Source organism: Pseudoalteromonas sp. T1lg22 (assembly GCF_002964645.1).
Lineage (GTDB): Bacteria > Pseudomonadota > Gammaproteobacteria > Enterobacterales > Alteromonadaceae > Pseudoalteromonas.
The window spans coordinates 372598-394751 of sequence record NZ_PQBY01000006.1; the positions used below are offsets into that span (position 1 = coordinate 372598).

The window sequence follows — 22154 nt, forward strand, 5'->3', positions numbered from 1 at the left end:
CTGGTAGGCACTAAGCGCTGCGGTTTAATTAAATTATCACTCGCACTTCTTATAATGGCAAAAAAACCGCCATGATAAAACTCTGTTACAATCATCTTTTTAGCCGCTCGGGAAAACGGATGCAAACATATTTAGTCGGTGGCGCGGTACGCGACCAGTTATTAGGGCGAGTCATCAAAGAGCGCGACTACGTGGTGGTGGGCGCGACAATAGAAGAAATGAAGCGACTTGGTTACACCCAGGTTGGCAAGGATTTCCCGGTATTTTTGCATCCACGCAGCAAGGAAGAATACGCCCTGGCGCGTACCGAGCGCAAACAAGGCCAGGGTTACACCGGCTTTATTTGCGACTTTAATCCGGATATTACCCTAGAGCAGGATTTAGAACGCCGCGACCTGACCGTCAACGCCATAGCCCAAGGTGAAGATGGCCAGCTTATCGACCCTTTTTGTGGCCAGGACGATATTGAAAAACGTTTGTTGCGCCATGTTAGCGCCGCCTTTAGCGAAGACCCTCTGCGGGTATTACGCGTAGCCCGCTTCCGCGCCCGCTATCACTATCTCGGCTTTCATATAGCCGAAGAAACTCTGGCCCTGATGCGCGACATAGCCCACAGCGGTGAGCTTCAGGCACTGACCCCGGAACGTGTTTGGATGGAATGGCAAAAGGCTCTGGATGACGGTTATATTCATATCTTTGTCGATGCGCTGGCTAAGTGCGATGCCCTGAGCGTACTCTGCCCCGAATTAGCAAACATATGGGCGAATGAAAAGCAGGGCCTGGAAGCGAAAATCGACTATGGCCGCAGCCATGATTACACCCCTCCTTGTCAGTTTGCACAGGTGATGCAAGCGCTCGATACCAAGGCGCGCCAGACGTTTTATCAGCACTACCGGGTGCCAAAGCAATATATGGAGATCAGCGAAGCGCTGGCCAAGCATGGCGCCCTTCTCAGCCAAGAGAACTGGCAGGCCAAGGAACTGGTGACGCTTTTTAATGAGTTGGATATTTGGCGTCGCCCACAACGACTGGACGATTTGGTACAGGCTTATACGTGCGCCCAGCTCGGTGATTTTAGCCGCCACGCCCTATTGCTTAAGGCTGCCGAGGCGGCGCAACAGGTGAACGCGCAAACCTATATTGGTCAGGGTATAGAAGGGGCAGCCATTAAAACGGCACTGGCCCAGGGGCGACTTGAAGCTATTGAAAATGTCTTGGCCCCATGAAAGTAGGGGCCAAGTTTATTTCTCACTTTACGAGAAGATAAGAGAAAAGCGCGGGCTATTGATAAAGCAAAAACGCCAGTAAGCCGAAGCCCAGAAGTAAGCGGTAAATCACAAAGGGGAACATGCCCATGCGCTCGATAAACTTAAGGAATAAGAAGATACAGGCATAAGCGGCCATAAAGGATAAACCGGCGCCAAGGATCAGAGCTTGCCAGTCTACCGCTTGCTCACCCGTGGCCAGCTCTATAGTTTTAATAAGCCCCATGCCGCCAATCACGGGCACAGACAGCAAAAACGAAAAACGCGCCGCACTTTCCTTAGTCAAACCTAAAAATAAACCTGCCGTCATGGTGATACCCGAACGTGAAGTACCGGGAATAAGCGCAACGGCCTGGGCACAGCCGATCAGCAAGGCCGATTTCCAATTCAGTTGATAGATGTTCTTTGTTTGTTTGGCCTTAATATCCGCCAGCCATAGCACTAGGCCAAAAAAGATGGTGGTAATGGCGATCACTATGGCCGCGCGTAGATGCTGCTCAATCAGATCTTCAAAGAGCTTGCCGGCCAGGCCTGCAGGAATGGTTGCCAATAAGATATACCAGCCCAGTTTGCTGTCGTCGGTGGCGCCCTGAGAACCGAAGGATTTAAACCAGGCCACCAGGATATCGCCTATTTCCCTGCGAAAATAAATCATCACCGCCATTAAGGAGCCGACATGCACGGCCACATCAAAGGCCAGACCCTGATCCTGCCAGCCCAACAGCTGCGAAGGTAAAATCAGGTGGGCGGAGCTCGAAATGGGGAGAAATTCTGTCAGTCCTTGAATCACTGCCAATACAACAATAGCGAGAATACTCATTCGATAGTGACCTTCCATAGGTTTTGTTTTGATTTATCATAATCTTGCCAGAGTGTGGCAATGGTGGTTTGAGTAACCGGGTGCACCAGCTCTGGAGCCAGTTCAAACAAGGGCCAGAGCACAAAGGCATTTTTGGTGATCTCATCACGGGGCAACTGCGCCGGAGAGTCACAGATCACGTCATCATAAAACAACAGATCCAGATCCAGAGTACGGGGGCTAAACTTTTTATCGTCGGGGGTGCGGCCGTTATCACGCTCAATCTGCTTGAGCAGGCTACAGACCTGAGCCAGGCTCATATCCGTGTCAGCCCCAGCCACAGAATTATAAAAATTACTGCCGTTAAAACCCACGGCTTCGCTTTCATACACATTGGAGTGTTGCAGCACGCCGAAATGTTGGCGCAGCGCACTTAACCCATTCAGAAGGTTTTCGCGCTTATTGATATTGGAGCCTAGGCTAATATAAATGCGGGCCATAACTAGTTTTTACTACGTACGATTTTAACGCCAACGGTTTGCGCCGCAGGCACCGCAGCGGGCTTGCTGACGGTAATGGCCACCTTGGGCGTGTTGAATTCATTAAGAATAAGCGCCGCCAATTGCTCTACCAGAGTCTCCAGCAATTCCACCGGTTTTGCCAAGCAATGCTCGGTGACGCGCTGACTGACCAAGGCATAGTCTATAGTATAAGAGAGATCGTCACTCTGGGCGGCCTGGCGTAAATCGCAGTCCATTTCGATATCGAAATAAAGGCTTTGTTTACTTTCTTTCTCAAAGTCGTACACTCCAATAATGGTGTCCACTCTAAGCTGTGATATATAGACTTTGTCCATGTTTGAAGCTCCAATGTCAGCTGGTCGGATACCCAAAAAGGATTAGAATAAGTACCCTGACCTGGCGTAACCGCGATTTACCTCGCTGCGCCCGGCATGAAATAGCTCGGCGCACACTTATAATGAGCGGCGATAATAGCTTAAAACGTACAATTAAAAAATAAGGATGACAGTGTTAGCGGCGTTAATGTGCATTTTTGCCTACCTTCTCGGTTCGGTCTCTTCGGCAGTACTGATCTGCCACCTTTTTGCGCTGCCCGATCCTCGCCAAGCCGGCTCGAAAAACCCCGGCGCCACCAACGTCTTGCGCATTGGCGGTAAGCTTCCCGCGATCCTGGTACTAGTATTCGATATTCTCAAAGGCACCATCCCGGTGTGGAGCGCCTATTTTATGGGCATAGATCCTATTCACCTGGGACTGGTCGCCGTGGCCGCCTGCTTAGGGCATATCTATCCGCTGTTTTTCGGTTTTAAGGGCGGCAAGGCCGTGGCCACAGCCTTTGGAGCCTTATTACCCATAGGTTTATCCCTTGGCGGCTTGCTGATCCTCACCTGGGCCTGCGTTGTCGCCCTGACCCGCTATTCATCCCTGGCCGCCTTGGTAACCGTTTCCCTGGCTCCTTTGTATACTTGGTGGATCAAGCCCTTGTACACTGAGCCAGTGCTGTTTTTAACCGTGCTGATCATCTTTCGCCATCGCACCAACATGGTACGCTTGCTCAAGGGCAAAGAGCCTAAGGTAGGGAAAAAGAGAGAAAAAGAAGAGGTAGCGCCAGAGAAATAATCGCCGGCGCTTTAGGACCTACTAGCGAATGCTAGGCAAGGTATCTATAGGCCAGCGAGGCTGAACTCGGGTATCCAAGGTAGCCGTTTGCCCCGCCTTAAGACGCTGCATACCCGCATAAGCGATCATCGCGCCGTTATCCGTACAAAATGCCGGACGCGGATAAAATACTTCACCCTGCATGCCCTGCATCACCTGCTCTAATTGCTCACGCAAATAGGTATTGGCACTTACACCACCGGCAATAACTAAACGCTTGATACCGGTTTCCTTAAGGGCGCGCTTACACTTGATAGCCAGGGTGTCGATCACCGCGGTTTGGAAAGCATGGGCAATGTCCGCCTTGGTTTGCAGATCGTCGCCTTCGCTGCGAATGGTATTGGCGGCAAAGGTTTTCAAACCACTGAAGCTAAAGTCCAGACCCGGCCTGTCGGTCATGGGACGGGGGAATTTAAAACGATCCGGGGTGCCCTGCTCGGCCAGTTTCGCCAACAAAGGGCCACCTGGGTAATCCAGGCCCAGTAATTTAGCGGTCTTATCGAAGGCCTCACCGGCGGCGTCATCCACCGACTCACCTAATACTTCGTACTCGCCAATGGCGCTTACCTTGACCAGCAAGGTATGGCCGCCAGAAACCAGCAAGGCCACGAATGGAAATTCGGGTACCTTTTCTTCCAGCATAGGCGCAAGCAGGTGACCTTCCATATGGTGTACGGCCACGGTGGGCAGCTTCCAGCCATAAGCCAGGGATCGTGCGATCGACGATCCTACCAATAATGCACCCACCAAGCCGGGGCCCGCAGTATAGGCCACACCATCGAGATCCTCTGGGCCACAGTTCGCCTCGGCAAAGGCCGCTTCAATCAGGGGCAGAGTCTTACGCACATGATCTCGCGACGCCAGCTCAGGCACCACACCACCGTAGTCGGCGTGCATTTTTACTTGGCTATAGAGTTGGTGGGCCAACAAACCTTGTTCGTCATCATAGATGGCGATCCCGGTCTCGTCACAGGATGATTCAATCCCCAAAATGCGCAATGTCTGTCTCCTCGCAGGGCGATGTGGCTGATAAGGCCGCATATTCTACTCCCTTGCTGCAATTTTACCAGTATTGTGATATTTATTCTTTACACACCGGGGTAACTCGGATTACAATGCCGCACCATTTTTGAACCACATGATCATTATTTGATCGAATGAGTGCAGCTCATTAAGTTAGGTAGGTGAGATTTTAATGCCAGTAATTAAAGTAAGAGAAAACGAGCCGTTTGACGTAGCCCTACGCCGCTTCAAGCGTTCATGTGAAAAAGCAGGTATCCTTTCAGAAGTTCGTCGTCGCGAGCACTATGAAAAGCCAACCGCTGCGCGTAAGCGTAAAAAAGCGGCTGCTGTTAAGCGTCACATGAAAAAGCTTTCTCGCGAAAACGCACGTCGCGTTAAATTATACTAATCACTGTCCGGTCTTGTTGTCATGAGTCTATTAGATTCGTTAAAAGATGCACAAAAAGACGCGATGCGTGCCAAGGACAAATTACGCCTTGGTGCTATTCGTTCAGTACTCGCTGCAGTTAAACAGCGTGAGATCGACGAGCAAATCACGTTAAACGAAGCCGATATTACGTCGGTTGTAGTTAAACTAGTGAAGCAACGCCGCGATTCTTATACTCAGTATAAGGATGCCGGTCGTGACGATCTTGCCGATGTAGAAGCAGCGGAAATGAGTGTTTTGGAAGAGTTTCTACCAAAGCAGCTGAGCGAAGATGAAATCAGTCAACTGATTGATAAAGCCATCGCCGATACTGGTGCACAAGGCATGCAGGACATGGGTAAAGTGATGGGCGTAATTAAGAGTCAAGCTGAAGGCCGTGCCGATATGGGCAAACTCTCAGGCCTTATTAAACAGCGTCTTAACGCCTAATTCGCGAAAGCAAATTCAAGCAAACCGAGCCTAGTGCTCGGTTTCTTCGTTTTTAGAGTCTGTAAAAATCAAGGCGTAAATTTATAACCCCTTTTCCCATCGCCCTTGATATACTAGTGTGATTCTCTTTTCTTCTTAGGTGTTGCGAATGGCAGGTAAGATCCCCCGACAATTTATCGACGATCTTTTAGCGCGTACCGACATAGTCGAGTTGATCGACTCGCGCGTAAACCTGAAAAAAGCAGGCAAGGATTACCAGGCTTGCTGCCCATTTCACAATGAAAAGAGCCCATCCTTCACCGTTTCCCAGGATAAGCAGTTTTATCACTGCTTTGGCTGTGGTGCCAACGGCAACGCCATCAGCTTTGTAATGGAGTACGACAAACTCGACTTTGTTGACGCCATCGAAGAGCTGGCCAGCCTGTTGCACCTGGAAGTTCCCAGAGAGCAAGGCAACCCCAACCAAAGCGATCGTCCGCCGGTCTCCCAGGAGCAAAAGCGATCCGACTACGATTTAATGGAGCAAACCGCGCGCTATTATCAGCAGCAACTGCGCCATCATGCCAATGCTCAACTGGTGATTGACTACCTTAAAGGCCGAGGCTTAAGCGGACAAACGGTAAAAGACTTCGGTATCGGCTATGCGCCCAGCGAATGGGAAGCCCTGTGCCAAACCTTGGGGAAAAATCCGAAACAAAAGCAACAGCTGATCGAGCTCAAGCTGGCAACGCAAAAAGACAATGGCCGCACCTTTGATTTCTTTCGCGATCGTCTTATGTTTCCTATTCGCGATCGTCGTGGCCGTGTTATCGCCTTTGGCGGACGCATTATGGGCCAGGACGATAATGGTCCTAAATACCTGAACTCGCCGGAAACCAGAATCTTCCATAAGGGTTTTGAGTTATATGGCTTTTATGAAGCCAAACAGGCCCATAAAAAGCTTGAGCAACTACTGATTGTTGAAGGCTATATGGATGTGGTGGCGCTGGCGGAGCATGATATTAAATACGCGGTAGCGGCCCTAGGTACGGCGACCACCAACGAACATATGCAGATGCTGCTGCGGGCAACCGACAAGGTCGTGTGTTGCTACGATGGCGACCGCGCCGGTCGCGATGCCGCCTGGCGAGCCTTAGAAAATGCCCTGCCCCATTTAAAAGACGGTAAGGCACTGAAGTTTGTATTTCTGCCCGATGGCGAAGACCCGGATTCCTTGGTGCAGCAAGAAGGCAAGGCCGCGTTTGAACAACGCCTGGTCGATGCCAGAGATTTTAGCGACGTCTTCTTTAGCCGTTTGAGTGACGACATAGATCTTACTCAGGATGCCGGCAAAGCCAAACTGCTGAGCCTGGCTCTGCCTCTGATTGAGAAGATCCCCAGTGAATTCTATCAGGAAAACCTGCTGGAGCGTCTGGCCCGCTTTATCGGTCGCACCCGAGAGCAACTTAATGCCAAGCTTAAAACTCCGCGCCAACAGCACAGGGTGGAAAGCCAATTTAAGATGACGCCAATGCGCACCGCCATCGCCCTCATGCTGCAGCACCCGCAACTGGCGGCCAGCGTTGACTATATGCCAGAGCTGGCCAGCCTCGGCCTGCCCGGTCTGGAATTATTTTTGACCATACAAAAGCATTGTCTCGATAACCCAGGAGCGCGTACCGCGCACCTGCTGGAACACTACCGCGATCGCCCGGAATACGGCGCTTTGACCAAGCTAGCCGCTTGGCCTCACCAAATAAACGATGAGGTGTTGGAACCACATTTCCAACAAACGGTCAAATTCATTGAAGATCAGTGTTTAAATCACCGTTTAGAGTCCTTATTAATAAAGGACAAGACTCAAGGTCTAAGCGTGACAGAGCGGCGTGAATACGCCCTGCTGACTCAAGCACTTAAAGGCAGTGAAGTGCTCGAAAGCTAGCCAGAAATTTCACGGTCTGTTATACTACGCTATTCACCGCGTCAAACCGGCTTGGGGCACCCAGCTTAGGTACTTAAGCTGACGCCTGTTGTATTAATTTATCAGGGTGGAAGAGCAAATCTCTATGGATCCAACTCCTCAGTCACAACTAAAACTTCTGATTCAGAAAGGTAAAGAGCAAGGTTATCTGACATTCGCTGAAGTGAATGATCACCTTCCACAAGACATCATAGATTCGGATCAGGTCGAAGATATCATTAGCATGATCAATGACATGGGTATCAAGGTTTGCGAAAGCGCACCAGATGCTGATGAATTGATGATGGCCGAGACCACCACCGATGAGGATGCGGCAGAAGCTGCCGCTGCGGCACTTGCCACCGTAGAAAAAGAAATCGGCCGTACCACGGATCCGGTGCGCATGTATATGCGCGAAATGGGCACAGTCGAGCTTTTAACGCGCGAAGGTGAGATCGATATCGCCAAGCGTATCGAAGAAGGTATCAACCAGGTACAGATTTCTGTAGCCGAATATCCGGAAGCCATTTCTCACCTGCTTGAGCAATGGGATATGTTTGAAGCGGAAGAGATCCGCCTGAGCGACATTATTACCGGCTTTTTCGATCCTAACGAAGAAGATACACAGATCTCAGCCACCCATATCGGTTCAGAACTAAGTGACGATGACTTAGATGACGAAGACGATGATGGCGATGACAGCGACGACGATAGCTCGGAAGAAGAAACGGATAACGGTCCAGATCCGGAAGAAGCACGTATCCACTTCGAAAATCTACGTACCCTGTACAACGGTGCTCGTGTAATTTTCGAAGAAAAAGGTCGCTCACACCCAGACGCGAAAGCAGCTATTGTTGAGATCGGTGAGCTATTCCGCACCTTTAAACTAGTGCCTAAGCAATTCGACCGCATGGTTAATAACATGCGCGATATGATGGATAAAGTGCGTGTACAAGAGCGCATCATCATGAAGCAGGCGGTACAGGTTGCGAAGATGCCGAAGAAAACCTTCGTTAAGCACTTTGCTAACAATGAAACCGACAGCGCCTGGCTAGACCTTGAAATCGCAGCCGGTGAAAACTACTCAACTATGCTGGCCGAATTGAAGCCAGAAATTGAGCGCTGCATCAATAAGCTTAAGCATATTGAGCAAAGCACAGGTTTATCAATCGAGCGTATTAAAGACATCAACCGTCGCATGAGTATCGGTGAAGCGAAAGCCCGCCGTGCCAAGAAAGAGATGGTTGAAGCCAACTTACGTCTTGTAATTTCAATCGCCAAAAAATACACCAACCGTGGTCTGCAGTTCTTGGATCTAATCCAGGAAGGTAACATAGGTCTGATGAAGGCGGTTGATAAGTTTGAATACCGTCGTGGTTACAAGTTCTCGACTTACGCGACTTGGTGGATCCGTCAGGCTATCACGCGTTCAATCGCTGACCAAGCCCGTACCATACGTATTCCGGTACACATGATTGAGACCATCAACAAGCTAAACCGTATTTCTCGCCAAATGTTGCAGGAAATGGGTCGTGAACCGAATCCGGAAGAACTTGCCGAGCGCATGATGATGCCGGAAGATAAGATCCGCAAGGTACTGAAAATTGCCAAAGAGCCGATCTCGATGGAAACCCCAATCGGTGACGATGAAGATTCGCATCTTGGTGATTTCATTGAGGATACCACCATTGAATCGCCAATCGACTCGGCGACCATGGAAAGCCTCAAGGGTGCAACCCACGAAGTGCTTGCTGGCCTAACTGCTCGTGAAGCGAAAGTACTACGTATGCGTTTTGGTATCGATATGAACACCGACCACACCTTGGAAGAGGTAGGTAAACAGTTCGACGTAACCCGTGAGCGTATCCGTCAGATCGAAGCCAAGGCTCTGCGCAAATTGCGCCACCCTTCACGCTCTGATCTACTGAAAAGCTTCCTAGACGCGAACAAATAACAGGCGTCTTATTAAAGCATTACAAAGGCCGCTTTTTAGCGGCCTTTGCGTATCATTTACAATATTCATCCAACATGGGGACTAACATGGCTTGGATTCAAATTCGCATTCGTGCCACCGAATCAACGGCGGACGCAATCAGTGACCATCTTATGGATGTCGGCTGCCCATCGGTCACCTTTATGGACACCAAAGACACACCCATCTTCGAACCGCAACCAGGCGAAGTAAGATACTGGGCAGAAACCACAGTGATCGGCCTGTTTGAAGCCACACATGATATGCAGGCGGTGGTCGACTACCTTAAGGTTCAGCCCGAGCTACAAGAGCAGTTCCACTACAAAATAGAACAGCTAGAAGATAAAGATTGGGAACGGGAATGGATGAAAAATTTCCAGCCGATTCAGTTTGGCGAACGCCTATGGATTTGCCCAAGCTGGTTAGATGTTCCAGATCCATCTGCGGTCAACGTCATGCTCGACCCGGGTCTGGCCTTCGGTACCGGCACGCATGCCACTACGGCCTTGTGTTTACGTTGGCTTGAGAGCCTGGATTTAAGCGGTAAAACCGTGGTCGACTTCGGCTGTGGTTCAGGCATTTTAGGTATCGCCGCCATTAAACTTGGCGCCGCACGCGTTATAGGTATAGATATCGATCAGCAAGCACTCGATGCCAGTATCGATAATGCCGAGCGCAATGGCGTTGCCGACCAACTTGAAGTTTACCTGCCAGAGAATCAGCCGAGCTTTGAAGCCGATGTGGTCGTTGCTAATATTCTTGCCCAGCCGCTACGCGAGTTAAACGAGGTGATTCTTGGCCTGTTGAAATCAGGAGGCGAGCTTGCTCTTTCCGGAGTACTTGAAGAACAAGCCGAATCCGTGGCCGCTTGCTACGAGCATCAAGTGACTCTAGATCCCATAGCCCAGGAAGGTGAATGGGTGCGGATCAGCGGGATTAAAAAGTAACCGCTTTTGATCCTACCCTGCACAGTGGACAAAAGTCTCTGTGCAGGCCATTTCTCACTCTTTTTACACTGTTTACGCTCCATCAACACCCCGCCATATAAGCCCTGTCAAGCAGGTGTTCATAAAACAGGCAAAAACCTTATTGCCCTCACTCGTTATAAAATGTCAATACAAAAAGTTTAAAAAAAAAGCACTTTTGTTCAATTTCTAGCCTTTGATTTTGCCTCAAAAAACCGTAAACTTAGCGCCCCTTGAAACGAGGTAAATTGTAACGCTGTGCAAATTGGTCCTTACCAGTTAGAAAACAATTTGATGGTTGCACCGATGGCGGGGATCACAGATCGCCCCTTTCGGCAGTTGTGTCGTCGCTTAGGCGCCGGACTGGCCGTCTCTGAAATGTTGTCTTGCAATCCCAAGGTATGGCAAACCGCCAAATCCATGGGACGTATGGATCATAGCGGCGAATCGGGTATTCGCTCCGTGCAAATTGCGGGGGCTGACCCTGAGCTAATGGCGCAAGCGGCGCAGTTTAACGTTTCCAACGGCGCGCAGATCATAGATATAAATATGGGCTGCCCTGCCAAAAAAGTGAATAAAAAGCTCGCAGGCTCTGCCTTGTTGCAGTATCCGGACTTAGTCGAAGCCATAGTGAAAGCTGTGGTGGAAGCGGTAGATGTGCCCGTCACATTAAAAATCCGTACCGGCTGGGATGTGGACAACCGCAACGGCGTCGAGATTGCAGCGATTGCTGAACACAATGGTATTCAGTCATTAGCCGTACATGGGCGTACTCGCGCCTGTATGTACAAAGGCTATGCCGAATACGACACGATCAAAGCGATCAAGAGTTCAGTGTCGATTCCTGTGGTTGCCAACGGTGATATCAGCTCACCGCAAAAGGCGAAACAGGTATTAGAGTATACGGGCGCAGATGCCATCATGATTGGACGAGCCGCTCAAGGTCGCCCCTGGATTTTCCGGGAAATTGACCATTATTTAAAAACTGGAGAAATACTCCCGCCCCCGGCCATTACCGAGGTGCGCAGTATTCTGATGGAGCATTTAATCAATCTCCATCAATTCTACGGTGAGGCCATGGGGCCGCGGATTGCTCGAAAGCATGTTGGATGGTATTTGCAAGCCCACGACGAAGACCGTCAGTTTAGGCGAGTATTTAATGCGCTAGAAACACCTGAGACTCAGGTGGATGCACTGAATGAATACTTTGAAACTTATTGCTAATCCAGAAAGAAAGAGACAATACAACGATGTTTGAACAAAATGTGACTTCTCCTTTTATTACTAACGCTCACGTTCAGTCACAAGAGAAACCACAGCCTCTTCGCGACGCTGTTAAAAAAGCTGTTCACCACTACCTTAAGCAGCTTAACGGCCAGGACGTACAAGACGTTTATGAACTTGTTCTTTCTGAGCTGGAAGCGCCGCTTCTAGAAGAAGTAATGACCTATACACGCGGTAACCAAACCCGTGCAGCCATCTTACTGGGTATCAACCGTGGTACTTTACGTAAGAAGCTGAAAAAGTACGGCATGAACTAATTTATTCGCAGCCTTGAGCTGCACCGAAAAGCACCCTAGGGTGCTTTTTTATTTTCGCCCATACGCGAAAATGACCGATGCGTCGGTCACTGTGTTATACAAAAACATCATCATTGTTTAAAATAGGGTTTCTAAGCAAACCCCTTGTCTAACCCCTAGGTCGAATTCACCAATAACTGGTGCCACCTAAGACAAGATTATCTACTCAACTGAGGTAACAAAAACTACCATGGATACACATCGTCCAATTCGTCGCGCGCTCCTGAGCGTATCTGATAAAACGGGTATCGTTGACTGCGCTCGTGAGCTAGCCGCTCAAGGCGTCGAAATTCTTTCTACCGGTGGCACCTGCAAGCTACTTGCAGACAACGGCATCAAGGTAACTGAAGTATCTGATCACACCGGTCACCCTGAGATCATGGATGGCCGCGTTAAAACATTGCATCCAAAAATTCACGGCGGCATCCTAGCCCGTCGCGGCCAGGACGAAGGCGTTATGGCTGAAAACAACATAGATGCAATCGACATGGTAGTTGTAAACCTATACCCATTCGCACAAACGGTCGCAAAAGAAGACTGCTCGCTTGAAGACGCGATTGAGAACATAGATATCGGTGGCCCAACCATGGTTCGTGCCGCGGCGAAAAACCACAAAGACGTGACCATTATCGTCAATGCCGCCGACTACGGCCGCGTTATCGACGAAATGAAGGCCAATGAAGGTTCTACCTCACACGCCACCCGTTTTGACCTGGCCATTGCCGCATTCGAGCATACGGCTCAGTACGACGGCATGATCGCCAACTACTTCGGTAAAATGGTGCCTGACTACACCGCAGAAGCGGCAACCGATACTAAGTTTCCACGCACAATCAACATGCAGTTCACCAAGAAGCAAGACATGCGCTACGGTGAGAACTCGCACCAGGATGCGGCCTTCTATGTTGAAAACGACATTGAAGAAGCCTCGGTTGCAACGGCTAAGCAAATTCAAGGTAAGGCGCTGTCTTACAACAATATCGCCGACACCGATGCAGCCCTTGAGTGCGTAAAAGAATTCGATGCGCCGGCCTGTGTTATTGTTAAGCACGCAAACCCATGTGGTGTGTCTGTGGGTGAAAACATCCTTGAAGCCTATGACCGTGCCTTTAAAACCGACCCAACGTCGGCATTTGGCGGCATTATCGCCTTCAACCGTGAATTGGATGCGGATACCGCAGAAGCCATCATCGCCCGTCAGTTCGTAGAAGTGATCATCGCCCCTAGCATCAGCGAAGAAGCGGCACAAATCGTCTCTGCTAAACAAAACGTGCGCCTACTTGAGTGTGGTCAATGGCAAGCGCAAACTACAGGCGTTGATATCAAGCGCGTAAACGGCGGTATCCTAGTACAAGACCGTGACCAAGGCATGGTAAGCATGGGCGACCTTAAAGTGGTTTCTAAGCGTCAACCGACCGAGCAAGAACTGAAAGATCTTATGTTCTGCTGGAAAGTAGCCAAGTTTGTTAAATCAAACGCCATCGTATACGCCAAAGACGGCATGACTATCGGTGTGGGCGCCGGCCAAATGAGCCGCGTATACTCGGCGAAAATCGCCGGTATTAAAGCCGCCGATGAGAACCTTGAGGTTAAAGGTTCGGTTATGGCTTCTGATGCCTTCTTCCCATTCCGTGACGGTATCGATGCTGCGGCCGAAGCTGGCATTACTGCGGTGATCCAGCCGGGTGGTTCAATGCGTGATGAAGAAGTAATTGCTGCCGCTGACGAAGCTGGCATGGCAATGGTCTTCACCGGTATGCGCCATTTCCGCCACTAAGAAACTCACCGCCAGGGCCATTTAGGCTCTGGCGTGTTTTCGTAGACTATTCAAATCAATCTGCTATTTTGTGTTAACACATAATAAATATCACAAGGATTCGATTATGAAATTTGGCTTTAAAACCGCGCTAACCGCGGCCATCGCGCTTTCACTAAGCGCCTGCGTAAGCACCAGCACCAGTGAACAACTGACTGAAGCCAGCCAAGGCGAGCTAAGAAGTGCACAAGCACAAGCCAGAGATCAATATCGTCACCCGGTAGAAACTCTGACCTTTTTCGGCATCGAGCCGAATATGACAGTGGTTGAAGTCTCTCCAGGCGGTGGTTGGTACACGGATATTCTCGCTCCTTTACTTAAAGACGAAGGCACCTTGTATGCCGCCCACTTCCCGGCCGACTCGGACGTGAAGTATTACCAGCGCTCATTGGCTGGCTTTAAGGAAAAGATGGCCAATACTCGTGCCTATTCCGACATCCGACTCACCGAGTTCTACCCCGGCACCCACCATAATATCGCCCCGGAAGGCAGTGCCGATATGGTGCTGACATTCCGTAATCTGCATAACTGGTATATGAATGCCGACGAGCAAGGTGTTAAAGATGCCATGCGCGCCTTTTATACCGCCCTTAAACCCGGTGGCGTACTAGGTATAGTGGATCACCGTTTGCCGGAAACCCGTGATAGCGGTAAGGCCAAACGTTCGGGTTATGTTAAAGAGAGCTGGGTGATTGCGCTGGCACAAGAAGCTGGATTTGAACTGGTTGCGAAAAGTGAAATCAATGCCAATCCGAAAGACTTCGCCAACCATCCAAAAGGCGTGTGGACATTGCCACCAAGCCTGAGCTTGGGTGAAGAAGATCGCGCTAAATACGAAGCGATCGGCGAAAGTGACCGGATGACGCTGAAATTCATCAAACCCCTATAGGATTTATAAGCCATGAATGTACTAGTCATTGGCAGTGGCGGCCGCGAACACGCACTTGCGTTTAAGGCCGCTCAATCAAACAAAGTAGAAAAAGTATTTGTTGCTCCGGGTAACGCCGGCACCGCACTTGAGCCAAAGTTAGAAAACGTGGCCATTGGTGTTGAAGACATTGATGCACTTATCACGTTCGCGAAAGAAAATAACGTTGAACTGACTATTGTTGGCCCTGAAGCACCGCTGGTTATTGGTGTTGTTGATGCCTTCCGCGAGCAGGGCCTGGCAATTTTCGGCCCAACGCAAGGTGCGGCGCAACTTGAAGGCTCTAAGTCATTTACTAAGGACTTCTTGGCACGCCACGATATCCCCACTGCGTTTTACAAAACCTTTGAGCAAATTGAGCCAGCGCTTGAGTACATCAAAGAGCAAGGCGCTCCTATCGTAGTTAAGGCCGATGGCCTGGCGGCAGGTAAAGGCGTGATCGTGGCCATGACCGAAGCGGAAGCGGAAGAAGCGGTACGCGATATGCTAGCCGGTAATGCCTTTGGTGAAGCCGGTAGCCGCGTGGTTATCGAAGAGTTCCTTGAGGGTGAAGAAGCCTCTTTCATCGTTATGGTCGACGGTAAGAATGTATTGCCATTTGCCACCAGTCAGGATCATAAGCGCGCCTACAACGGCGATCAGGGCCCTAATACCGGTGGTATGGGTGCCTACTCTCCGGCGCCTGTGGTGACTGCGGAAATTCATGAGCGCATCATGAATGAAGTGATCAACCCGACCGTTGCTGGCATGGCCGCGGAAGGTCACCCTTACACGGGTTTCCTATACGCCGGTCTTATGATTGCTGCAGACGGCACGCCTAAGGTAATTGAGTACAACTGCCGCTTTGGCGACCCTGAAACTCAGCCTATAATGCTGCGTCTACAGTCGGACTTGGTTGAGCTGATTGAAGCCGCTAACCGTGAAGAGCTGGATAAGACAGACATTCAGTTCGACCCGCGTGCAGCGGTAGGTGTCGTTCTTGCAGCCAAAGGCTACCCAGGCTCCTACCCTAAAGGCGACGCCATCTCGGGCCTGCTTGTTGAGTACCCGGAAGGTGAGAAAGTCTTCCACGCTGGTACCAAGCAAGACGGTGACAAGGTAGTGACCGCAGGTGGTCGCGTACTCTGTGCCACCGCCTTAGGTGAAACCGTGACCGCGGCACAACAACGTGCCTACGAGCTGGTCAAAGCCATAGATTGGGACGGTGTTGAATACCGTACCGATATCGCTTATCGCGCCATTGCTCGCGAAAGCTAGTCAGGCCACAAGGCCCATTGAGAAAGCGAAGCTCCGGCTTCGCTTTTTTATTGCCTGAAGTTTATCCGCCCAATAGCTGCAAACCCAGCTAGCCGAAGACAGTGCCGCGGTGGTCTGATACCATAAGCCCATACTTTTGCCATTGGGACGCAATATGCAAGGCACACTAAAGAAAATGAAAACCCAGCTCGGTGATGAGCACAACCCGGCGGTGCAATACCAGCTTCCCGTTGGCGACGAACTATTACCGCTAAATGAGCTGATAGGCAAAACCCTGACCCTGACCTACAGCGGTAACATCTTCTGTTCCAGCTGCGGCAAGAAAACCAAAAAGAGCTACTCTCAGGGCCATTGCTTTGTCTGTATGCGTAAGCTTGCCAGCTGCGATATGTGCATTATGAAACCGGAAACCTGCCACTACGACCAAGGCACCTGTCGCGAGCCGCAGTGGGGCGAAGAAAACTGCATGATCCCCCACTATGTGTATCTGGCAAACACCTCTGGGCTAAAGGTAGGCATTACCCGTCATACTCAGATCCCAACCCGTTGGATAGATCAGGGCGCCACGGCGGCCTTGCCTATTATCAGGGTGCAGACTCGTCTGCAATCCGGCCTGGTGGAAGTCGCCCTGGCGGAGTTTATTGCCGATAAAACCAATTGGCGCAATATGCTCAAGGGCACTCAGGTTGAAGTGGACTTGCTTGCCGCCCGCGATGAACTCTTGCCGCAGATCCAGGCTAAACTGGATGAACTGGCCGAACTGTTTGGCGCCACCGCGGTGGAAGTGCTGGACGAAAAAGTGGTCGAGATCAACTACCCAGTGGACACCTACCCAAGCAAAATCAGCTCCTTTAATTTTGATAAAGAGCCCAAGGTCAGCGGTGTGCTGCTCGGCATCAAGGGGCAATACCTGATCTTTGATACCGGCGTAATCAACATTCGTAAGTTTGGAGCTTATGAGGTTGAGGTAGACTATAGCGCCTAGCAAATTCGTCGCTGCTGCTTGTAACCTAAAGATACTAATGAGTACCGGCCTTATCCTGCTGACCTAGGACAAAATATGCCCAACTTAGATTTTCCGGTACTGGCCGTTGAGTCAGACTTTATCACCCTGTGCAGCGATGCCAGTGAGCTTAAGGCCGCGGATAACGGCCACCTGCTCTTTGTCCTCGATAGCCGTCATCACTACTTTGATGCCGAGGGCCAGCCCATTGATCGTCAATGGTCGCTGCTGTGTACCGCCCTGCAAGATTATTTAAGCGCCGAGGGACATTGCTGTGTGGCTAAGTTACAGCTTCAGGATGAGAGTCAGATCTGGCCTTTGCTCAACGACTAAATGGGTAACGGGCTGCTATTGCCCTTCATACGCCGCCAGTTGCCCACGCAGATAATGCTCAACACCGCGGGCCAGGGCCGATAAATGGTAGCCCCCTTCTAAAAATGACACTATGCCCAGCACCCCATGGGCCTTGGCAAATTCGCCGAGGCGCTGACTAAACCAGGCATAATCCTGCTCAACAAATTTGAGCGCCGACATATCGTCTTCCAGATGCCCGTCAAAGCCGGCAGATACAAATATCAATTGTGGAGCAAAATGGGTCAATGCCGGTAACCATTGGCTTTCAACCAGACGGCGTAAGTCATTACCATCGCTGGCCGGTGGCAGGGGTGATTGGATCAGGTTGGCTCTGTCGACCGGCTCAGGGTTGGGATAAAGAGGATTTTGAAACAAGGAGCACAGCAAGACATTGCGCTCATCGGCAAAGATGCTTTGGGTGCCATCGCCATGGTGTACGTCTATATCCAAAATGGCAATGCGCTGTATCCCTTGCTGCTGCGCATAACGCACGGCGATAGCGAGATTGTTATAAACGCAGAAACCGGCGCTGTGCTCTCGGCTGGCATGGTGACCGGGCGGGCGCACCGCACAAAAGCCAGCGTCTATGTTTCCCGCTAACACCTCATCCACGGCCGTTAAACCGGCACCAACAGCACGCTCTATAGCCTGCAGTGACTCGGGGCACAAACGCGTATCACCATCGAGATCCGCATAGCCAATATCCGGAATGCGTTGCTCCACCAAGGACACCAGCTGTTCACTGTGAGCACTGAGAAAGTCCTTTCGTTCGGCCTTGCGCGCCTGTAATTGTGCTAGCTCTAAATCTAAGCCACTGGCAAGCAGGCGGTCTTGAATTACATCCAGGCGAGCGGGCGAGTCTGGATGATCGCTGCCCATTTGGTGGCGGCGACAGGCGGGGTGAGTGATAACGGCGATACGGGACATAAGCTGGCTGCATTAAACACTTTAATCAAGAGCTTAACAAAGTCGCAGTGCCTTGACCCTGCGACTTTGGTGTTAGCTTGTATGCTTTCAGGACTGGCCTACTTCTTCGGACGTAAATCCAGGTTGCGGAAATCGAAGCTGAAATCTGTGACCTCGGTGGAAACGGCATGCATCCTGGCGCTGCTTACCTTATTTTGCTCATTCAGGGTAAAGTGGATAAAGGCATCCGCTTCGAGCATGGGCTCATCCCACTTAACAATAAAGCTGTTGCCACTGTGATGCTGCAGTTCGCCCTTTAAGCGCTTGGTGTGAGTAAAATCAATACGCAGCTTGCCATCAAGTTGCTCGATAACCACGTCGCCATACCAGGCATCATGAAGCGTGCCGGTATAGTAGATAGGCGGTAAGGCGCTTTGATAATCTTCGACTAAACCCGGCTTGGCATTGGCGTAGGCCTGCTCCTTGTTTTTAAAATGACGCTCGGCAAAACGCTCAACATAATCTTGATCCTCAAGCTCCAGCGCCTGCTCAAAGATTTCTTCGGTCACCGCCGAAAGCGCCGCAAAGGCCTGCTGATTCGACAGCACCACTACACCGAGCTTTTTCTCCGGCAGCAGAGAAACCTGAGACACCATGCCAAGAATACCGCCGCCGTGGCCGACGCGTTTATAGCCATGGTAATCAACAATAGACCAGCCTAAGCCGTAGCCACTGAACTGTTGTCTGGTCGCCGTAAAGGCCGCTTTAGAAACGGCGCGATTAATATGCGGCTGCCACATTTGCTCTTGCTGCTTGGCGCTAAACAGGGTCTCGCCATTGGCCATAACCCCGGCGTTAAGCTGGGTATTCAACCACAGACTCATTTCCTTCACGTTCGAGGCAATGGCACCGGCACCACGGAAGTCTTCAAGATAATTGACGAAGAAGGGGTTCAGCTTGCCGTTAAAGGGAATATGGCCGGTGGCATAGTTATTATTGTCTTCAGCGATACGGGAAAAACCGGCGCGTGACTGCTCCATGCCCAAAGGCATTAGCATCTTTTGCTCGATAAAGTCCTGCCAACTCATGCCGCTGACACGGGCGACCACCTCACCGGCGGTGACAAACATCAGGTTATTGTAGGCATAGGTACTGCGGAAACTGGACTGAGGCTTTAGATACTGCAGGCTCTGGATGATATCGTCCACCGATTTATCCGTGTCCGGCCAAATCATCAGATCGCCCTGTCCTAACCCCAGACCACTGCGATGGCTAAGCAGATCGCGGATGGTCATCTCGCGCGTGGCGTACGCGTCATACAGGCGAAACTCCGGAAGATGGTCAATGACCTTGTCATCCCAGTTTAACTTGCCTTGATCCACCAGCATGGCCAAGGCCGCACTGGTAAAGGCCTTGGTATTTGAAGCTATCCCAAACAGAGTGTCGGCGGTTACCGGCTCCTTGGTATCGAGGTGACGCACACCAAAACCCTTGGCATAAACGATGTCACCCTCGGCAACCACGGCGACGGCCATACCGGGCACATCGAAACGGGCCATGGATTGCTCAATGGCAGCGGTAATTTTTTGTTCTTCCAGCTTGGCTTGCGCCGGGCTATTTAATCCCAGCAGCACGGCGCTGCACAGCAGCAGCGTTTTAAATTTCATTGTTATTATTCCTTTTGAGTTACTTCTAAATCCTGATCTTCCAGCAGCGCCGATTATGCCCTAACAGTCACCCTTCTGGGATTGGCCGGCGTGGATCTGCATCTCCCTCAGGTGCCGCTCGCGATTGAGATCTTCAATACTGGCTTGGCGGGCGATTTCAGCAATATAGTGCTGTGGCAAGCTCGCCTCTTGGGCACCGCGATACACATGCTGGACATACCAATCGAACGGCAAGGCCACCCGATCTAGGGTATTGGCGATATAACAATAGGCTCGGACCTGCTCTTGCTGGTCGACTAAGGTCACCTCAATATGCGCGACGTCATAACGCGGCCCCTCGATTTTATGCAGGTATTCCTGCTGCTCAACATCGAGTATCCACACCACGCCATACACGCTGGCACCAGTTTCACGGTGAATGGTGCACTTTCCCGAGCCGTCGAGGCTAAGCATATCGAAGCTCAGACGATAGTCGGGTAAATGGGCCACCCCGACGCGCCGACATTGGGCAAGCGCTCGCCAAGACGATGCGCCGACATATTGGAGCCGAAAGCAAAATAATATTGTGTCATAACAACACCACCTGAATCGCTAATACTATTAACACCACGCCGATGGCGCGGTCAAACCAGAACCCCTTGGCATTAAAAAAGCCCCGAACCTGCTGCTTAGAAAGCAACAGCGACAACAGAGAAAACCAGGCCCAGGTTGCCAAGGCCATATAGAGACCATAGCCTAATTGCACCATTTTTGGCGTTTGTACCGATACTACCAGGGTAAAGAGCGAGAGAAAAAACAAGGTCGCCTTGGGGTTCAGGGCATTGGTTAAAAAGCCGCGGCGAAAGGCCACCAGCAAGTTCTGATGCAGCTGCGGTTGCGGCTGGGCCTGCTCAAACTCTCCCGCCGCGGGCTTGCTACGCAGCGCCTGCACGCCTAAATAACCAAGGTAGAGAGCGGCCAAGTATTTCAGCACCATAAACAGGGTCGGGGCCTGAGAGATCAATAAGGCAACACCGAGCAAACAATAAAAGATATGCACCAGAATCCCGGCGCCCACGCCGGCACTGGTGGCCAAACCATTAGCGCGACCATAACTGACGCTGTGTTTAAGTACCACGGCAAAGTCCGGGCCTGGGCTGGCAACGGCAAAAAAGTGGGCAATGGCTATGGCGGCAAACTCAGGCCAATAACTCATGCCTGCTCCTTGGTGAGCAGAGAGAGTAACAAGGGGTCGGCACTGGTTTGTCCTAAGGCGCGCAATGTTTTTGTCGCCTTTTTAAAATAGCTGCGCAGGTGCCCTTTTAGATGCGCCGCCCCTTTGTCTATGCCCTTAATATGACAAAACAGCGCCAATAGAAACACCTGTTGCTGCTCGGACAGCTCACTGGAGCGATTGGCATAGGGGTTATAACACTTGCCGCAACCGCCGCGGAATTGATACACGGTGTTACTCAGCATCACGCCAAAACCAAAGAAGCTGGCCACCACCTCAGTGGCGGCATCCAGGTATTGTTCACCACCAGGAGGCAAGTGACCGCCCTGATAAATCATGACCCGCGCCATACCCTGCGCAAAGCTGGCAATCAGATCCTGTGGCTGATTGATCTGTTGCGGGTTGTATGAGAGTTGTACCTGGCCATCACTACTCAGTAATTGAGCCTCTGGGCCGCGTAAACAATTCGCAAACTCCATACGCGGGAAGCGCTGCGGCTGACTCAGCTCAGGTGCGACCAACACCAGGGGCCATTTTTCAAGACCAGCGTACTGTTTTACCTGGGTAAAAACCTGTTCCGCCATTTGCGCCACGCTATGGCTCTGACCGGCAAAAAACGCGTTGGTGGGCAGGACCAATTGGCTTTGCTGGCGAAAATAATCACCATCAAAGTGTTCATAGGCCCATAAAAAAGTATCCAGCAGCCATTGCTGCTCTTGCTCTTCAAGTAAAGGCGAAGGTTTTAACCAGCTTAACATAGTCATTTTTATTGCAACTTAGGTTCTTACCGCCAAGCATACCAATTCAAATAGAAAATAACAGCCGGGTGCGACGACACACGCTCGGTGAACAAGGCACCAAGACTTGGCTCTATAGGCTTTGCGCAGAGGAACTGGCATTTTTCTAAAAATGTGCTAAACCAGATATACCAA

At 50.8% G+C, this 22154-nt stretch carries 23 protein-coding genes; 14 read left to right on the forward strand and 9 right to left on the reverse strand.

What is annotated here, in order from left to right; translation table 11 throughout:
- The first annotated feature begins 119 nt into the window (after positions 1–119).
- Complete coding sequence (locus C2M24_RS03920; protein WP_105213374.1) at positions 120–1226, forward strand: tRNA nucleotidyltransferase; 1107 nt, start codon at positions 120–122, stop codon at positions 1224–1226.
- A gap of 55 nt (positions 1227–1281) precedes the next feature.
- Here the strand turns inward: C2M24_RS03920 and C2M24_RS03925 are convergent, their stop codons facing one another.
- Genes C2M24_RS03925 through folB form a run of 3 tightly spaced genes read right to left on the reverse strand, consistent with a single transcriptional unit; the run spans position 1282 to position 2920 of the window.
- Positions 1282–2085, reverse strand: a complete 804-nt coding sequence (locus tag C2M24_RS03925) for an undecaprenyl-diphosphate phosphatase (RefSeq protein WP_105199457.1) — start codon at positions 2083–2085, stop codon at positions 1282–1284.
- Positions 2082–2564 carry a 2-amino-4-hydroxy-6-hydroxymethyldihydropteridine diphosphokinase gene (folK, locus tag C2M24_RS03930; protein ID WP_105199456.1) on the reverse strand — a complete coding sequence of 161 codons (483 nt, stop codon included), beginning with the start codon at positions 2562–2564 and terminating at the stop codon, positions 2082–2084. The genes C2M24_RS03925 and folK overlap by 4 nt, the downstream gene beginning before the upstream one ends.
- Before the next feature lie 2 nt (positions 2565–2566).
- Positions 2567–2920, reverse strand: a complete 354-nt coding sequence (folB, locus tag C2M24_RS03935) for a dihydroneopterin aldolase (RefSeq protein WP_105199455.1) — start codon at positions 2918–2920, stop codon at positions 2567–2569.
- Positions 2921–3092: 172 nt separating this feature from the next.
- Between folB and plsY the strand changes: the two genes are divergently transcribed.
- Positions 3093–3704 (forward strand): glycerol-3-phosphate 1-O-acyltransferase PlsY, encoded by a 612-nt coding sequence (plsY, locus tag C2M24_RS03940; protein ID WP_158681382.1) that lies wholly within the window; start codon positions 3093–3095, stop codon positions 3702–3704.
- A gap of 21 nt (positions 3705–3725) precedes the next feature.
- Here plsY and tsaD read toward each other — a convergent pair whose 3' ends face one another.
- The gene (gene tsaD, locus C2M24_RS03945) at positions 3726–4742 is read right to left on the reverse strand and encodes a tRNA (adenosine(37)-N6)-threonylcarbamoyltransferase complex transferase subunit TsaD (protein WP_105199453.1); all 1017 of its coding nucleotides are present in this window, start codon (positions 4740–4742) and stop codon (positions 3726–3728) included.
- A 196-nt stretch (positions 4743–4938) separates the two neighbouring features.
- Here tsaD and rpsU point away from each other — a divergent pair, with 196 nt between their 5' ends.
- The 12 genes from rpsU to C2M24_RS04005 all read left to right on the forward strand — a co-directional run bounded on the left by rpsU (position 4939) and on the right by C2M24_RS04005 (position 17415).
- On the forward strand, positions 4939–5154 hold the full coding sequence (gene rpsU / locus C2M24_RS03950) for a 30S ribosomal protein S21 (protein WP_105188416.1): 216 nt from the start codon (positions 4939–4941) through the stop codon (positions 5152–5154).
- A gap of 21 nt (positions 5155–5175) precedes the next feature.
- Positions 5176–5622: a GatB/YqeY domain-containing protein gene (locus C2M24_RS03955; RefSeq protein ID WP_105199452.1), complete on the forward strand. Its 447-nt coding sequence runs from the start codon at positions 5176–5178 to the stop codon at positions 5620–5622.
- Between the two features lie 148 nt (positions 5623–5770).
- Complete coding sequence (gene dnaG, locus C2M24_RS03960) at positions 5771–7543, forward strand: DNA primase (RefSeq protein WP_105199451.1); 1773 nt, start codon at positions 5771–5773, stop codon at positions 7541–7543.
- Between the two features lie 124 nt (positions 7544–7667).
- Entirely contained in the window at positions 7668–9515 is a 1848-nt protein-coding gene (gene rpoD / locus C2M24_RS03965) for an RNA polymerase sigma factor RpoD (protein ID WP_105199450.1), read from the forward strand.
- 86 nt (positions 9516–9601) lie between these two features.
- A complete protein-coding gene (gene prmA / locus C2M24_RS03970) occupies positions 9602–10480 on the forward strand; it encodes a 50S ribosomal protein L11 methyltransferase (RefSeq protein ID WP_105213376.1) in 879 nt (292 codons plus the stop codon).
- Positions 10481–10756: 276 nt separating this feature from the next.
- Entirely contained in the window at positions 10757–11722 is a 966-nt protein-coding gene (dusB, locus tag C2M24_RS03975; protein WP_105199448.1) for a tRNA dihydrouridine synthase DusB, read from the forward strand.
- 26 nt (positions 11723–11748) lie between these two features.
- Positions 11749–12039 carry a DNA-binding transcriptional regulator Fis gene (gene fis, locus C2M24_RS03980; RefSeq protein WP_010374122.1) on the forward strand — a complete coding sequence of 97 codons (291 nt, stop codon included), beginning with the start codon at positions 11749–11751 and terminating at the stop codon, positions 12037–12039.
- Positions 12040–12268: 229 nt separating this feature from the next.
- Positions 12269–13855, forward strand: coding sequence for a bifunctional phosphoribosylaminoimidazolecarboxamide formyltransferase/IMP cyclohydrolase (gene purH, locus C2M24_RS03985; RefSeq protein ID WP_105213377.1), 1587 nt, complete (start codon positions 12269–12271; stop codon positions 13853–13855).
- 106 nt (positions 13856–13961) lie between these two features.
- A complete protein-coding gene (locus tag C2M24_RS03990; RefSeq protein WP_105199446.1) occupies positions 13962–14783 on the forward strand; it encodes a class I SAM-dependent methyltransferase in 822 nt (273 codons plus the stop codon).
- Positions 14784–14795: 12 nt separating this feature from the next.
- Positions 14796–16079 (forward strand): phosphoribosylamine--glycine ligase, encoded by a 1284-nt coding sequence (purD, locus tag C2M24_RS03995; protein ID WP_105199445.1) that lies wholly within the window; start codon positions 14796–14798, stop codon positions 16077–16079.
- Positions 16080–16233: 154 nt separating this feature from the next.
- Positions 16234–17064, forward strand: coding sequence for a DUF2797 domain-containing protein (locus C2M24_RS04000; protein ID WP_105213378.1), 831 nt, complete (start codon positions 16234–16236; stop codon positions 17062–17064).
- Between the two features lie 75 nt (positions 17065–17139).
- Positions 17140–17415, forward strand: a complete 276-nt coding sequence (locus C2M24_RS04005; RefSeq protein ID WP_105199443.1) for a hypothetical protein — start codon at positions 17140–17142, stop codon at positions 17413–17415.
- Between the two features lie 15 nt (positions 17416–17430).
- On the opposite strand, the gene C2M24_RS04010 is transcribed toward C2M24_RS04005, so the two are convergent.
- The 5 genes from C2M24_RS04010 to C2M24_RS04030 all read right to left on the reverse strand — a co-directional run bounded on the left by C2M24_RS04010 (position 17431) and on the right by C2M24_RS04030 (position 21980).
- Entirely contained in the window at positions 17431–18363 is a 933-nt protein-coding gene (locus C2M24_RS04010; RefSeq protein ID WP_105213379.1) for a histone deacetylase family protein, read from the reverse strand.
- A gap of 98 nt (positions 18364–18461) precedes the next feature.
- Positions 18462–20009 carry a serine hydrolase gene (locus C2M24_RS04015; RefSeq protein WP_105213380.1) on the reverse strand — a complete coding sequence of 516 codons (1548 nt, stop codon included), beginning with the start codon at positions 20007–20009 and terminating at the stop codon, positions 18462–18464.
- A 60-nt stretch (positions 20010–20069) separates the two neighbouring features.
- On the reverse strand, positions 20070–20498 hold the full coding sequence (locus C2M24_RS04020) for a gamma-glutamylcyclotransferase family protein (RefSeq protein ID WP_158683687.1): 429 nt from the start codon (positions 20496–20498) through the stop codon (positions 20070–20072).
- Positions 20499–20577: 79 nt separating this feature from the next.
- Positions 20578–21204 (reverse strand): LysE family transporter, encoded by a 627-nt coding sequence (locus C2M24_RS04025; RefSeq protein WP_105213382.1) that lies wholly within the window; start codon positions 21202–21204, stop codon positions 20578–20580.
- Positions 21201–21980, reverse strand: a complete 780-nt coding sequence (locus tag C2M24_RS04030) for a hypothetical protein (protein ID WP_105213506.1) — start codon at positions 21978–21980, stop codon at positions 21201–21203. Before C2M24_RS04030 ends, C2M24_RS04025 begins: the two co-directional genes overlap by 4 nt.
- Positions 21981–22154: the final 174 nt, after the last annotated feature.